Source organism: Mycobacterium shunyiense, assembly GCF_058270075.1.
In genome coordinates, this window is sequence record NZ_JBZDPU010000030.1 from 41443 (window position 1) to 54504 (window position 13062).

Below are 13062 nucleotides of genomic sequence, written 5' to 3' on the forward strand. Positions count from 1 at the left end.
CGCGGACGGTAAGGGACAGCTCCTCTAGGACGGCTAATCAACTAGGTTGACGTTATGGCACGCAGCCGGACACCACAACCTTGCGGCGGCGGATTTTTCCTGTGTGAAAGCTGGGAATTCGGATGGCGGGCGAGCCGCGGGAGTTACGTCAGGTACGTTTCGTGCCCGGTGGGGAATCCACCGCCGTTGGTGGCGATGTGAACGTGGTCGAAGTGGTTGGCGGTGACGCCGCCGCGGTCCGACATCATTCTGGGAGCCCTGCCGCGGGAGTAGATCTGTTGCCGGAAGATCACGTGGTTCACACCGAACCGATCGGCGTTGTCGAGGACGTATCCGACGATCTTGTCTCCGAGCGCTTTACCTTCCGGGGTGGCGTAGTTCGGGATCATCACGTCGATCGCCTGCCCGTTCGGGTGCCACTTCATCGAATCGGCCCGGACCCCGCCAATGTCCAGAATCTGGGGGAACCTCGCGCTGACCGCGCGGGCGGCCAGGATGGTCTCGACCTGCAGGCCCTTTTCGGAGGCCCGGCCGGCGGGTAGCGGGAACCTCATGTTCCGGCGAACGGCCCGCTCGGCCGGTACTGCCGGGGCGGCACGGGTGACGACGGGCTGGACGGCCGCTGCCGGCACGACCTCGGTGTCGCCCTGGGTGGCCGGCGCGGTGTCTGCGCCGACGACGATGAGTGCGGCGGCAGGCACGACGACCGCAGCCATGGCTGCAGACCGGCGACGCCGATCCTTTTTCAACTGGTGTCTACCCACGAGGACCGGACCCTACCGGCGGGGTCGATGATCACCGGAATCGCGAAGTTCTCTGGTGCTGTCGATGGCAACCAGTTCGGCGGTCAGTCGTCAACCATTGCTTGACGAGCCCGGGAGTCGGGAGAGCCGGACGCAAAAGATGGGCCAACTCTGGTGAATTAGCAGGTCAAGCATCATTGCACAGCCGTCCGCCCGGTCAAATGTCAGGGCGTCGGTTCGATGTTCGCGGTGGCGGTGGCCCATCTCGATGGGAGTGACCTGTGCCCAGGTCGGCAAAATTTATGGCATTTACCACACCTGTCGGTCAACAGTGCCTCCGGAGCAGCTGACGACGGCGTAATTTGAGCGAATCTGGCCCGTCGAAAACGGGGAGGCGACCCATGACAGATGTCGACTGTTGCGTAGTGGGTGCGGGGTTCGCGGGCTTGACCGCGGCCCTGCGGCTGAAGCAGTCGGGCCGCTCCGTGGCGCTGCTTGAGGCACGTGACCGGGTCGGTGGCCGCACCTTCACCGAGGTGCTGCCGGACGGCACCTGGATCGACCGAGGAGGGGCCTGGATCGGACCGGGACAGGACCGCATCAAAGCCCTGATGGACGAGTTCGGCGTCGAGGAATACAAGGAGTACGTCGACGGCAACGCGATGATGGTCATGGACGGCAAGCAACACCGCTATTCCGGCACGATTCCGTGGGCGATGAGTCCGTGGGCGATCGCCAACCTCGGCGCCGGACTGCTCGAAGTGGAGCTGATGTGCAAGACGATTCCCTTCGATGCCCCGTGGGAGGCGAAGAAGGCGGTCGAGTGGGACCGGATCAGCCTGGGCGAGTGGATCAACCGTCATATGCGCTCCAAGCAGGCGCGCGAGATGCTCGACATGGCGCTGGCCGGTGTCTACACCTCGGCGGGATCCGAGGTGTCGTTGTTGTGGGCGCTGCACCAGATGGGGTCGGGCGGCGGGCCTGGATTTGTCATCTCCAATCGGGGCGGGGCCCAGGATGCACGGGTGCGTGGTGGCATGGGGGCCGTCTACGGGCCGATGGCCACCGAACTGGGTGAGGCGCTGCATCTTTCGCAACCGGTTCACCTCATCGCCCAGGAGGACGACGGCGTAACGGTCCATGCCGACGGCATGACAGTGCGGGCCCGGCAGGCGATCGTCGCTGTCCCGTTGGCCGTGGCGAGTCAGATCACCTATGAGCCAATGCTTCCCGTCGACCGGATGTTTCTCCATCAACGGATGCCCAGCGGTGCGGTCTTCAAGATCTCGGTCGTCTACGACACGGCGTTCTGGCGGGCCGACGGGCTGTGCGGGCAGTCGGCGGCACCCGGCAGTCCAGCGACACTGACCATCGACGCGTGCACCGACACCGGCACCCCGGGGATCATGTGCGTCATCACCGAAGGCCCTGCCGCCCGGCGGCTCGGTCTGCTCGATGCTGCGGAACGCAAATCCGTGGTCATCGGCGAGTTGATCGACCGCTTCGGTCCGAAGGCCGCCTCTCCGATCAGTTACCACGAGCAGAACTGGACAGTGGAGCGTTACTCGGGCGGCGGGATGATCAGCCACGCACCGCCGGGTGTACTGACCGAATTCGGCCATGCCCTCCGGGAGCCGTGCGGGCGCATTCACTGGGCCGGCACGGAGAGTTCGGCCGTCATGTGTGGGTGGATCGACGGCGCGGTTCGCTCGGGCGAGCGCGCGGCCGCGGAGGTGTTGGCCGCCGAGAGCGTGGCGGCCGCGTAATAAGCCCGCGTAGCGCGTTGACGGGGGTTACCGTGCAATTCGGACCAGCCTGCGGCGAGGTGATGTCGAGTGCACAGCGGTGAGTCGGAGAGTCGGCAGACGCTCACACTCGACGAGTCCGTGCTTGCCGACGCCGAGGAACAAGATCGGCCGATCGTCGATTTCCTGCGGGCCACACCCGGCCGGATAGCGGTGCTGGCCGTCGTACTGGTGGCGGCAAGTCTGGTTGTGGGCGTGGCGGCGTCGGCGATGGAGTCGAGCCGGCAACGCCAACTGGAGTCTCTGCGGTCGCACACCGAGCCGCTGGCCGACGCGGCGCAACGGATCTACAGTGCGCTGTCATCGGCCAACACCACCGCGGCCACCGCGTTCCTGGCCGGTGGCGTCGAACCGCGCGAGATCCGTGAGCGTTACGACGCGTCCGTAGGGGAGGCGTCGGCCGGTCTGGTCACCGCATCGAATGGGGTGTCGCCCAACGACATCCGATCGCTGACGCTGCTCACCGACCTGTCCAACCAACTGGCGGTGTACACCGGCATGATGGCGACTGCCCGGGCGACGAACCGCGGGGGCCGCCCGATCGGCGTGGGGTACCTCAGCGAATCGTCCACGCTGCTTCAGGAGTCCATCCTGCCCGATGCCGAGCAGCTGTACCGGACGCAGGCCGAGGCTGTCACGGCGTCGGGACGGTCGGCTGCCACACCCTGGGTGTTGATCGCGGCAGCTGCGCTCGTGGTGGGGTTGTTGGTGGTGGCGCAGGTGTTCCTCGCCAGGCGCAGTCATCGGCGCCTCAATCCGGGTCTGGTGGTGGCATCGGTGTTGATGATGGTGCTCGCGGTGTGGTTGGCAGTGGCCGGGCTGGTGGTGACGAAGGCGGTCGACAGCGCCCGCACCGAAGGCGGCGAGCCATTGGAATCAGCGGTGGCTGCTCGGATTCTGGTCCAGCAGGCCCGCGCCGATGAGATCCTCGGGCTGCTCAAACGCGGGTCCGACCCACTCTCCGAAGTCCGATTCGAACAGCGCACCACCGATGTCAGCCGGCTACTCGACAAGCACCCCGTGGACGGGGCACAAGAAGCACTACGGCGCTGGAAGGCATCGCACGCCGAGGCCCGAAGACTGTTGAGCCGAGGCGATTACACCGGAGCGGTGGTGATCGCGAGGGACGGCGGGCCGCAGCACTCCACGGCCCAGTTCGGCAGGCTCGACACGGCTTTGGGAACCGACATCGGCCGCCTGCGCGATCGGCAGCTCGACGGGATCACCCGCGCCTACGCGGCGCTGAGTGCGCTTCCCGCCGGTGCCGCAGCCATCAGTGTGCTGGCCGCACTTGCGGTTGCCGCCGGTGTCGCGCCGAGACTGAGCGAGTACCACTGATGCGCGCCGTCGCCGGAATTGTCCTGCTCGCCGCGACCGTGGTGGCCGGATGCGCCACGGCGCAGCCACTTGTCCAGGTGTCCGCCTCGCTCACCACGGTACCGCTGCCCAGCGGCGCCGCCGTTGCGTCACGGGTGTCAGGCGTGCCGGTCGAGAGTTGCGATGCTACAGCGAGTTTGCGTCCGTCGACGGTGTCCGGCCCCGCCGTTCAGGCGATCCGGCAGCGGGGCCGACTGGTGGTCGGCATCGACCAGAGCACCAACCTGATGAGTTTTCGCGATCCGGTTTCGGGTGAGCTGCAGGGCTTCGACGTCGACATCGCACGTGAGGTGGCCCGCGATCTGCTCGGTGATCCAGGCAAGGTGGAGTTCCGCCTGCTGACCTCACCCGAGCGCATCAGTGCGGTGCAAGACGGGGCCGTCGACATCGTCGTGAAGGCGATGACGATCACGTGTGCTCGCGCGGAGCAGATCGCCTTCTCGACGGTGTATCTCGATGCGCAGCAGCGGTTGCTGGTGCCGAAGGATTCGCCGGTCGAGGGGCCGGGAGATCTGGCCGGGAAACGCGTTTGTTCACAGGTGGACACCACCTCGCTGGCCACGGTCGCCCGGGTGGCGCCCGAAGCGACCCTGCTCGCGGTTCAGAATTGGGACGACTGCTTGGTGGCGCTGCAGCAGGGGCAGACCGACGCGGTCAGTACCGACGACTCGATACTGGCCGGCATGGCGGTCCAGGATCCCAACCTGCACCTGGTCGGCCCAAGCCTCGAGGGCGAGCCCTACGGCATCGGGATGAACAAGTCCCGCGATGATCTGGTCCGCGCGGTCAACGGGACCCTGGAACGGATAAGGCGGGACGGGACCTGGCTGTCGCTGTATCGCAGGTGGCTCAACGTTCTGGGCGCTGCGCCGCGTCCGCCGGAGCCGAGGTACCGGGACTGACATGGCAGGGGAAGAGGGCACACGAGCCGTCCTGGTGACCGAATCGACACCGGTCAAGGCCGAGGGGACGACAACCCGTCCGCGGCTGCGTACCGGCCGGCGGCGGGTCGGCGACGGCCTGGTCGAGGTCCCGATTCGGGAGGATATCGAACCCGCCAGTGCCATCCTCACCAATCCGGTTGTTGCCGAGGCGAAACGGGAGTGCCCGGACTGTGGGCGTCCGGTGGGACGGGGGAGTGCCGGACACCCCGGCCCCTGCGACGGGGTGTGTCCGGATTGCGGCGCGGTGTTCTCGTTCTCACCGCAGCTGGAGGCCGGGGAGTTGGTGGCAGGTCAGTACGACGTCCAGGGCTGCATCGCGCACGGCGGTGTCGGCTGGATCTATCTGGCGATCGACCGCAATGTCAGCGACCGGTGGGTGGTGCTGAAGGGATTGCTCCAACCCAGCGGGCAGCAGGCGCAGGAGATCGCTGTCGCCGAACGGCAATTCCTCGCGATGGTCAATCACCCCGGCATCGTCAAGATCTACAACTTCGTCGAGCACCCGGGATTCGATGGTCGTCCCGTCGGTTACATCGTGATGGAGTACATCGGCGGAACGACTTTGGAAGCCATCCTTGCGAAGAAGCAGCCCGCGTCGGGCGGAGAAGCCAGACAGATGATGCCGGTGGAGGAGGCGCTCGCCTATCTGCTCGACGTCATGCCGTCACTGGCGTACCTGCACTCCCTCGGCCTGGTCTACAACGACCTCAAGCCGGACAACATCATGCTCACCGAGGACAATGTCGAGCTGATCGACATGGGTGCCGTGTCGGGCATCGAGGAATTCGGATACATATACGGCACCAAAGGATTCCAGGCACCTGAGATCGTCCGGACCGGACCCACTGTCGCCACCGACGTCTACACGGTCGGCCGAACGCTGGCCAAGCTGACCGTCGACCTGTCCAACGACCGCTACGCCGAGACATTGCCCAGCCGTGACGAGGTGCCGCTGTTCGAAAGGTACGAGTCGTTCTACCGACTACTCGTCCGTGCCACCAACCCCCGTCCAATGCAAAGGTTCTCGTCAGTGGACGAGATGGCCGACCAGTGCCGGGGAGTGCTGCACGAAATCCTCGCCGAGCAGACAGGGGCGCCGTGTCCCCGGACGTCGACGCTGTTCAGCCCGCCACGTTCCACCTTCGGCGCCGATCTGGCGTTGCAGGGCACCGACGTGTTCGTCGACGGCCGGCAGCGCACCGCTGCGCTGGACGCTCGTGCCGTCGCAGCCGCCCTGCCGGAACCCATGCCGGTCGAGGAGCCCGACGAGGACTGGCGAGTCGAATGGGACGACGGGATCGACGGCCTGCAGACCGGTGATCTGGAGGCAGCCCTGGCATGTTTCGAGCGGGTCGTCGCACTGCTTCCCGGCGAAGCAGCACCCAAGTTGGCAGCCGCCGCGACGGCCGAACTGCTGCTCGACACAGACGACGTACGGGATGCGAAACGCTTGTGGCAGTTGGCCGAACGGGCCTACCGAACCTTGTGGCGTACCGACCATGCGATGGTGAGTGCGGCGTTCGGCCTGGCCCGGGTGCTCGCCGGCCACGGTGACCGCGCCGGCGCAATCGAAGTGCTCGACCAGGTGCCGGTGACCTCACGGCATTACGGTGAAGCCCAACTGACGTCGGTGATCCTGCGGCTCGACGGGCGCCCAGGCGCGGAGATCACCGAGGCGGACCTGCGCGATGCTGCGCGGCGGGTGGGCGGACTGCCCGAGACCGAGGCACGCGTGCTGCAGATCCGCGCGTTCGTCCTCGGTATCGCCCTCGACTGGCTCCGCTCCGGCGGTGTGAAAGCCTCCGACGAACCGCTTCTCGACCACCCCTTCGACAACCACGGTCTACGCGTCGGTGTCGAGGAGGTGCTGAGAGAACTCGCACGGCACTCACCGCGGCGCCGTCACCGCTACCGCCTTGTGGACGTGGCGAATTCGATCCGGCCGCCGAGCTGGATGTGAGAGCACGGCACTGTTGGCGGCGCGCGTCCCCTGAATCCCGAACCGGATCTGCCACAGTGACGGGCATGAAGACGCTGATGATCGCCGTGGTGGCAGTTGCTGTCGCCCTCGTCTCGGCTCCGGTAGCAGTCGCCGATGATCAGAGCTTTCTCGCCGAGGTCTCCGCCGTCGGGCTGCCGGTCTCCGATGCCAACCGTGACGTCCTGCTCCAGCTCGGACAGCAGGCATGTCTGACGGCACACGAAGATCCGTCGACGCGTCCCGATGATCTGGCGATGCAGATCGCCGAGGCGCGGTCGGCCTATCCGTTCGACAAGGCCCGGCTCGTGGTATCCGCGGCACTGCACAACTTCTGCCCGGATGTCGCGGTGCCGCCGGGCGCCTGAGTCAGTCGTCCGACCGCGTGACCCCGTGCACCACGGCAACGCAGAGGTCGGCACATTCGGCCGCGAGTTTCTCCGGCGTTTCGGTGGGATTCTCCAGCCAGGCTTCGATGATCTGGTTCACGCCGCCGACCATGAACTGTGCCCCGCGGCGTAGCGCGGCCGGATCCGGAGCGGCCGTGGTCAGTACATCCGGGGCGAGTTGGACGATCAGGCCGGTGATCATCTCCAGGATGTGCGTGCGATGCTCGGTCAGCCCGGCGACGCTGCTGACATCGCCGGTGGCGATGCGGTGGATGTGCGGATCGGCCGCGATGATGTTCAGGAACGCGGTGAGGGCCGAGCGCAGTTTGTCGGTCAGTGTGCCCGGATCGCCGACACCGGCGTTCACCAGCGCAGTCAGCAGCTGATCCCGCACATCGTCGGAAATGGCGTACAGCAACGCGTCTCGGGTTTCGAACTGCTCGTAGAAGTAGCGTGATGTCAGCCCGGCAGCACTGCAGACCGCCCGTACGGTCACCTCGGTGATCCCCGATTCGCCCCAGATCTGCCGTCCGGCGGCGAGCAGCTTGCCCCGTCGTTCCGTGCGGCGGTCGGCCGCACTGACGCCGCCGTAGCCGCGCACCACCTGTACGCGCTTCATTGACATCACCCTACCTGGGGCCTAGATTCTGACTACGTACGTAGTCACTCGCGTGGGGTCTGTACCAGGAGGTCGCCGATGAACGTCCCGGCTCGTCATCCCGACCGGCCCCGTGCCGTTCCCGGCGCCATGCGATCGTTCGCGATGATGCTGGGCATCCGTAACCCCGACGCGCAGCAGTGGCGCAGGCTCGGCGAGCGGCTGACCGTCGGCGACGAGCCGATGGACCGTCTCGTCGAATGGATGTCGTCGGCGGGAATGGCGCAGATGCGTCCCCTGTTCGAAAAGGCGCTCGCCGAAGGCGTCGGCAATGTTCCGGACGCTCCGGAACCGTTGCGCGAGTTCTTCCTCCGCGTGGAGACCGTCCCGGAATGGGTGGACCCGGACAAGCTGCGCAAGGGCCGGCGCGCCCTGCTGCGCGGTGGCTCGGACGGCATGTCGATCGCGCGGGATGTCTCACTGCTCGGCGGTTACCAGTTCTCCGGATTCAACAAGACGCTGCTCCGTACGGGCGCCCTGGAAAAGGGTTCGAACAAGCGGTTCGCCGAAACGATGCAGTGGGCGATGGACGTCATCTCCGACGGAGGTCTCGAGCCGTTGGGCGTCGGTTACCGGTCGACCTTGCACGTCCGGTTGATCCACGCTTTCGTGCGGCGACACGTGGCGGCGATGCCGGACTGGCGCGCCGAAGAGTGGGGCTTACCGGTCAACCAGACCGATATGGCCGCGACGTTGGTCGGCGCACTCGTCGCGCCTCCGGTGGCTTCACTCGCGATGGGAATCGTCCCTGCACCAGGCGAACTCGACGCCATCGCCCACCTGACCCGCTACGTCGGCTGGTTGATCGGCGTCGAGGACGAATGGCTGCCCCGCAGCTTCCGGGACAGCATCCGCGTGCTCTATCACACCTCGACCGCACTGGCAGTTCCTGACGAGACCACGCAGCAGCTGTCGGTTCCGATGGCGCAGGACCCCCTGTCATGGCACTACAGCGGGGTCCGGAGCCTGCGCCGCCGCCTGGCGTGGGCCCAGCATCTGTCGATCACCAGCGCGTTCCTCGGCCCGAGCGCCATGCGCATGTTGGGCCTTCCGACTTACATGCCGCCGTGGTATCCGTTGTTGAGGCTTCCGGTCAACCTGATCCGCAGCGCCTCGGCGATGGCGTCGCCGGGCGGCATGGAACGCGCGGTCTCCAGGGGACAACGCGAGCAACAAGCCCTGCTACGCACGATCATCGGCGACGGCGCAGCCAACATCGGTGAGTCGGCAGTTCACGTGAGCAGCGCAGCCTAGCGGCTCATCGAGCCTATGAAGTAAGACTCGTGCCCGGTGGGATATCCACCGCCGTCGGTGGCGATGTGGACGTGGTCGAAGTGGTTGAGGGTCTCGTTGCCGTAGTCGGCGGTCCAATGGGGCGCGCCGATCCCCGGATAGAGGCCCTGGCGCCAGATCACGTGAAGCACACCCCAGCGCTTGGCGTTGGCCAATGCGAAACCGGCGATCTGATTGCCGAGGGCGATGCCCTCTTTGGAGTGATAGTTCGGGATCATCACGTCGATCGCGAGACCGTTGGGGTGCCACTTCAGCGCATCTTGGCGATACCCGCCGATCGTGGTGATCTCGGGGAACATCACGGCGATGGCGCGGGCCACCCAGATCGTCTTGACCTGGAGCCCACCCTCCGGGGCCGGGCCCTTCGGTAGGGAGAACTGGAAATCGCGGGCCACGACGGGCGCACTGGCCGCCACCAACTCGGCTTGCGCGGCGACCGGAGCCGGTTGCTGGCTGGTGGGCGGTGCTGCGGCCGGGACCTCTGCGCAACACTTCGGCGCGGTGTTCTGCGCGTACACCATGCCCGCAGCGAGGGTGACGGAGGCGGCAAGCGCCAGCAAGCGTCCCCGGCCGCCGGCCAACAGTCGTTTCCCCACGGCAGCAATCTACTGCTGTCAGCGCCGCGGCGGGCGTTCTTCGCGATCCGTGCGCCTATTGTTCGTTAGCTGTCAGCCCACGCCCTCGGTCGGGTAGGGGTACCGGGCGGGTCGGGAAATGTGTTGTCGACGTAGCTGCGCAGAGCCGCATCGGCGGCCGCGAGGGGCTGCATCATCCGCCGACGATGATCCGGCCTCCTACACTGCCAAGATGCTCACACGGGCGCGGATGGCGGCCGCGACGCTAGTGGTGGTGCTCGGACTGGTCTCCCTGGTTCATGTGCTCTACATCGGGTTCGGACCCCTGCCTGACCGGGCAGAACGTCAACTCGGATTCCTTGACTCAGCCCTGGGATCAGGTCGTGACACCGAAATGCAGGCCCTGTTCCCGGAGGGCGAGTACTTCACCAGAGTGCTGACCGGTCTGGCCGAGGCTCAGGTCGCCGCGCAGCTCGGCGCAGACCCGCGATCCGCCGGTTATCTGGCCCGGGCCAGGACTCGGCTCGCCGCCGTCGAAACCCCGGAATCTGTGGCGGTTTTCGGCCGTGGAATGGCCCCGGAGCACGGGATTTTCGCAGCGGGCTGGTCACTGGCGCTGGCTGTCGCCATCGCACGGGCATCGGACTCTGACTCCGACCGTGCAGCAGTGCGGGATCGGGCCGACGTCGTGCATTCGGCTTTGGCGCAGCCGGATTCGCCGTTCCCGGCCAGTTATCCAGGGCAATTCTGGCCGTGTGATTCGGTCGTGGCAGCGGGAGCCCTCGCCCAGGCGATCTCGCTACTCGATCTGCCATGGCGCCAGGATCTGGCCGACTGGCGCGAGCGGGCGTTGGCCGCGGCCGATCCGGACACGGGCCTGCTGCCGCACCAGGTCGATGCCCGCGCTCACGCGCTCACCGGACCACGGGGGTCTTCACAAGCCATCGTCCAGACCTTCTGGCCTTCGGTCGATGACGTGGTCGGAATCAAAGACGATCAGTGGCAGCGCTTTTCAGACAGGTTCGTCACGAGCAAGGCTGGTCTGGCCGGAATTCTGGAGTACCCGTCCGGCACCGGCGGCGACGCGGACGTCGACAGTGGCCCATTGATCTTCGGGGTGAGCCTGAGTGCCTCGGCGGTCGGGTTGGCGGCGGCGCGAGCCAACGGCGATCGCGACCTGGCCGGCCGGCTGACTCGGCAGGTCGAGCTGCTCGGGGCACCAGTGGGTATTCGCACCACGCGGTATCTGTTCGGAGGTCTCCCCGTGGCTGATGCGTTCATCGCGTGGGCGCGCACGGTACCCGCGAATGAGGTGGCGCTGAATGCGGGCTCGGGGCGGCCGGCGTGGTTTGCGGCGTGGGCGGTGCCCCCGGCGTTGTTGCTCGCGGCGGGCCTGATGCTGTGGCCACGAAGGCGGCGGCCGGGAAAACAAGGTAGGACTACGCATCCCTCACCGGCCCCGTGCCCGGCAGACTGAACCCATGGCAAGTCCTGATGTGGTGCCGTCGGTAGACGCCGCGAGCCACGACACCAAACCAGAACGCGACCGTGCCGTCGATGTGGCACGCCTGGGCGCCCTGCTCGTGGTGATGTTCGGGCACTGCGCACTGCTACTGGCGACCATCGACTCAAGCGGTGTGCGCGTCGGCAACATCCTCGGCGCCTTGCCCGCGCTGGCCCCGGTCACCTGGGTGCTGCAGGTGATGCCGTTGTTCTTCATGGCTGGTGGGGCCGCAGGTGCTTACAGCTGGCGCGACGGACGGCCCTGGGGTGAATGGCTGCTCGCCCGCGCCCAGCGGCTGTGCCGCCCGGTGTTCTGGTACCTGGCGATGTGGACGGTGGTCCTGCTGGTGGTGCGCGCGACCATGGGTGCCGCATCCGCATCAGCCCTCGGGCGCGAATGTGTGGCGCTGCTGTGGTTTCTGGGCGTCTATCTGGTGGCGCTTGCGTTCGTTCCAGCGCTGATGCGCTTGACTACCGGCCGGGCGCTGGCGTGGGTGGTCACCGGACTGCTCGCCGCGTCCGGGGTGGTGGATGCCATCCGGTTCGCAGTCGGTACGCCAGAGGCCGGCACCGCCAACCTGATCATCGTCTGGCTGATTCCAGTCGTGATCGGGGTGGCCTACGCGCGGCACCTGATCTGTGCGCTGCGGGCGCTGGTAATCGCGGTCGTTGCCTTCGTTGTGCAGGTAATCGTCGCTCTCACCGGCATTTACGACGTTTCCCTGGTGGTCACCGGAACCGAGCGGGTGTCCAACGTGTCACCCCCGACTCTGCTGCTGGCGCTGCACTGCATCTGGATGCCGTGCCTGTTCATTGCCGCCGCAGCCCCGATCCGGCGCTGGGCGGCCAGGCCCCGGGTCTGGCGCGTAGTGGCGACGGGCAACGGGGGAGCGATGACGCTGTACCTGTGGCACATCCCGGTGATCGCGATCGCCGCGTTCACCCTGCACGCCGTCGGTCTCGACGCTTTCAACCCGCATGCTCCGGGCTTCTGGGCCCACCTCGCCCTGCGCGCAGTGGTTTTCGCCGTTCTCATGGCGGTCGCTTTCCGGCTGCTGTCACCGCTGGAGCATCGACCGTTGCCGTGGTGGGACAGCCCTGTTCAGATTCGGGGCGCGCGGTCGGTGCTGACCGGTGTGCTGCTGTGCGTGGCCGGCGCCGCGTTGACGCTGATGGCCAAGAACGGGCTCGACGGTGCGCTGGGCTGGTCGGCGCTCGGCGGATTCGCCTTCGCATGCGTCGCTGCGCGGGCCACCGCGGGGCGGGCGGCTTCGTAACGTCGTGCAACAAAATATGTCGTGCAACGAAATTGACTCACCCTGTGGATGAATCGTGCGCTGTGGATAACCCCTCGGCGAGTCAGTGGATCGACGTAAGATAGAACACATGTTCGAGGCTGATTCCGATGTTGCTTTGATCGACAAGATCAGTGCTGCGGCGCGGGCGGAGTCGGCGGCGATCGCGGGGCGGCTGGCTGCGATTGGGGCGTTGGACAGTCTGCGGGAGCAGGAGTTGGCCGAGTCGATCTTTTGGACCACCGACCCGTTCGAGGAAGTCTCTGCTGAAGTGTCGGCGGCGTTGCGGATCAGTCGGGGCCGGGCCGGCACCCAGATTCATCACGCCCGGGTGTTACGCGACAAACTGCCGTTGGTGGCGGCCCGGTTCGCCGTCGGGGATATCGATTATCGGGTGGTGCGGATGCTCATCGCCCGCACCGGCATCGTCGACCCCGCAGTGTGGGCCGGACTGGATGAGGAACTCGCGGCCCGGGCGCATCGGTGGATGCGGTTGTCTGAG

12 protein-coding genes are annotated in these 13062 nt (G+C 66.7%); 9 read left to right on the top strand and 3 right to left on the bottom strand.

Going from position 1 to position 13062, the window contains the following annotated elements:
* Positions 1–143: 143 nt before the first annotated feature.
* Positions 144–716, bottom strand: a complete 573-nt coding sequence (locus AC4ELH_RS28030) for a VldE C-terminal domain-containing protein (RefSeq protein ID WP_448447026.1) — start codon at positions 714–716, stop codon at positions 144–146.
* Positions 717–1144: 428 nt separating this feature from the next.
* Here AC4ELH_RS28030 and AC4ELH_RS28035 point away from each other — a divergent pair, with 428 nt between their 5' ends.
* The 5 genes from AC4ELH_RS28035 (at position 1145) to AC4ELH_RS28055 (ending at position 7215) form a co-directional block, all read left to right on the top strand.
* Entirely contained in the window at positions 1145–2509 is a 1365-nt protein-coding gene (locus AC4ELH_RS28035; RefSeq protein ID WP_064957724.1) for a flavin monoamine oxidase family protein, read from the top strand.
* Positions 2510–2578: 69 nt separating this feature from the next.
* A complete protein-coding gene (locus AC4ELH_RS28040; RefSeq protein ID WP_448447028.1) occupies positions 2579–3886 on the top strand; it encodes a GlnX family signal transduction membrane protein in 1308 nt (435 codons plus the stop codon).
* Positions 3886–4827, top strand: coding sequence for a glutamate ABC transporter substrate-binding protein (locus tag AC4ELH_RS28045; protein ID WP_448447030.1), 942 nt, complete (start codon positions 3886–3888; stop codon positions 4825–4827). Before AC4ELH_RS28040 ends, AC4ELH_RS28045 begins: the two co-directional genes overlap by 1 nt.
* A 1-nt stretch (position 4828) precedes the next feature.
* Positions 4829–6829, top strand: coding sequence for a serine/threonine-protein kinase (locus AC4ELH_RS28050; RefSeq protein WP_498887986.1), 2001 nt, complete (start codon positions 4829–4831; stop codon positions 6827–6829).
* A gap of 65 nt (positions 6830–6894) precedes the next feature.
* A complete protein-coding gene (locus AC4ELH_RS28055) occupies positions 6895–7215 on the top strand; it encodes a DUF732 domain-containing protein (RefSeq protein WP_448447034.1) in 321 nt (106 codons plus the stop codon).
* Between the two features lies 1 nt (position 7216).
* On the opposite strand, the gene AC4ELH_RS28060 is transcribed toward AC4ELH_RS28055, so the two are convergent.
* Positions 7217–7855 (bottom strand): TetR/AcrR family transcriptional regulator, encoded by a 639-nt coding sequence (locus AC4ELH_RS28060; RefSeq protein WP_055120257.1) that lies wholly within the window; start codon positions 7853–7855, stop codon positions 7217–7219.
* Positions 7856–7933: 78 nt separating this feature from the next.
* On the opposite strand from AC4ELH_RS28060, the gene AC4ELH_RS28065 reads away from it, so the two are divergent.
* Positions 7934–9148 (top strand): oxygenase MpaB family protein, encoded by a 1215-nt coding sequence (locus AC4ELH_RS28065; protein WP_498887989.1) that lies wholly within the window; start codon positions 7934–7936, stop codon positions 9146–9148.
* On the opposite strand, the gene AC4ELH_RS28070 is transcribed toward AC4ELH_RS28065, so the two are convergent.
* Positions 9145–9792, bottom strand: coding sequence for a VldE C-terminal domain-containing protein (locus AC4ELH_RS28070; protein ID WP_498887996.1), 648 nt, complete (start codon positions 9790–9792; stop codon positions 9145–9147). The genes AC4ELH_RS28065 and AC4ELH_RS28070 overlap by 4 nt on opposite strands.
* Before the next feature lie 202 nt (positions 9793–9994).
* On the opposite strand from AC4ELH_RS28070, the gene AC4ELH_RS28075 reads away from it, so the two are divergent.
* From AC4ELH_RS28075 to AC4ELH_RS28085, 3 genes are all read left to right on the top strand, one after another.
* Positions 9995–11239, top strand: coding sequence for a hypothetical protein (locus AC4ELH_RS28075; RefSeq protein ID WP_498887991.1), 1245 nt, complete (start codon positions 9995–9997; stop codon positions 11237–11239).
* Between the two features lie 4 nt (positions 11240–11243).
* On the top strand, positions 11244–12542 hold the full coding sequence (locus AC4ELH_RS28080; protein WP_448447040.1) for an acyltransferase family protein: 1299 nt from the start codon (positions 11244–11246) through the stop codon (positions 12540–12542).
* Positions 12543–12651: 109 nt separating this feature from the next.
* The coding region (locus AC4ELH_RS28085; RefSeq protein WP_498887993.1) for a DUF222 domain-containing protein at positions 12652–13062 on the top strand (411 nt) is incomplete at its 3' end.

What these genes read in the sequence shown, in the direction of transcription:
- AC4ELH_RS28030 (WP_448447026.1), bottom strand. Translation starts at nt 716, where the DNA reads ATGGCTGCGGTCGTCGTGCCTGCCGCCGCACTCATCGTCGTCGGCGCA.
- AC4ELH_RS28035 (WP_064957724.1), top strand. Translation starts at nt 1,145, where the DNA reads ATGACAGATGTCGACTGTTGCGTAGTGGGTGCGGGGTTCGCGGGCTTG.
- AC4ELH_RS28045 (WP_448447030.1), top strand. Translation starts at nt 3,886, where the DNA reads ATGCGCGCCGTCGCCGGAATTGTCCTGCTCGCCGCGACCGTGGTGGCC.
- AC4ELH_RS28050 (WP_498887986.1), top strand. Translation starts at nt 4,829, where the DNA reads ATGGCAGGGGAAGAGGGCACACGAGCCGTCCTGGTGACCGAATCGACA.
- AC4ELH_RS28055 (WP_448447034.1), top strand. Translation starts at nt 6,895, where the DNA reads ATGAAGACGCTGATGATCGCCGTGGTGGCAGTTGCTGTCGCCCTCGTC.
- AC4ELH_RS28060 (WP_055120257.1), bottom strand. Translation starts at nt 7,855, where the DNA reads ATGAAGCGCGTACAGGTGGTGCGCGGCTACGGCGGCGTCAGTGCGGCC.
- AC4ELH_RS28065 (WP_498887989.1), top strand. Translation starts at nt 7,934, where the DNA reads ATGAACGTCCCGGCTCGTCATCCCGACCGGCCCCGTGCCGTTCCCGGC.
- AC4ELH_RS28075 (WP_498887991.1), top strand. Translation starts at nt 9,995, where the DNA reads ATGCTCACACGGGCGCGGATGGCGGCCGCGACGCTAGTGGTGGTGCTC.
- AC4ELH_RS28080 (WP_448447040.1), top strand. Translation starts at nt 11,244, where the DNA reads ATGGCAAGTCCTGATGTGGTGCCGTCGGTAGACGCCGCGAGCCACGAC.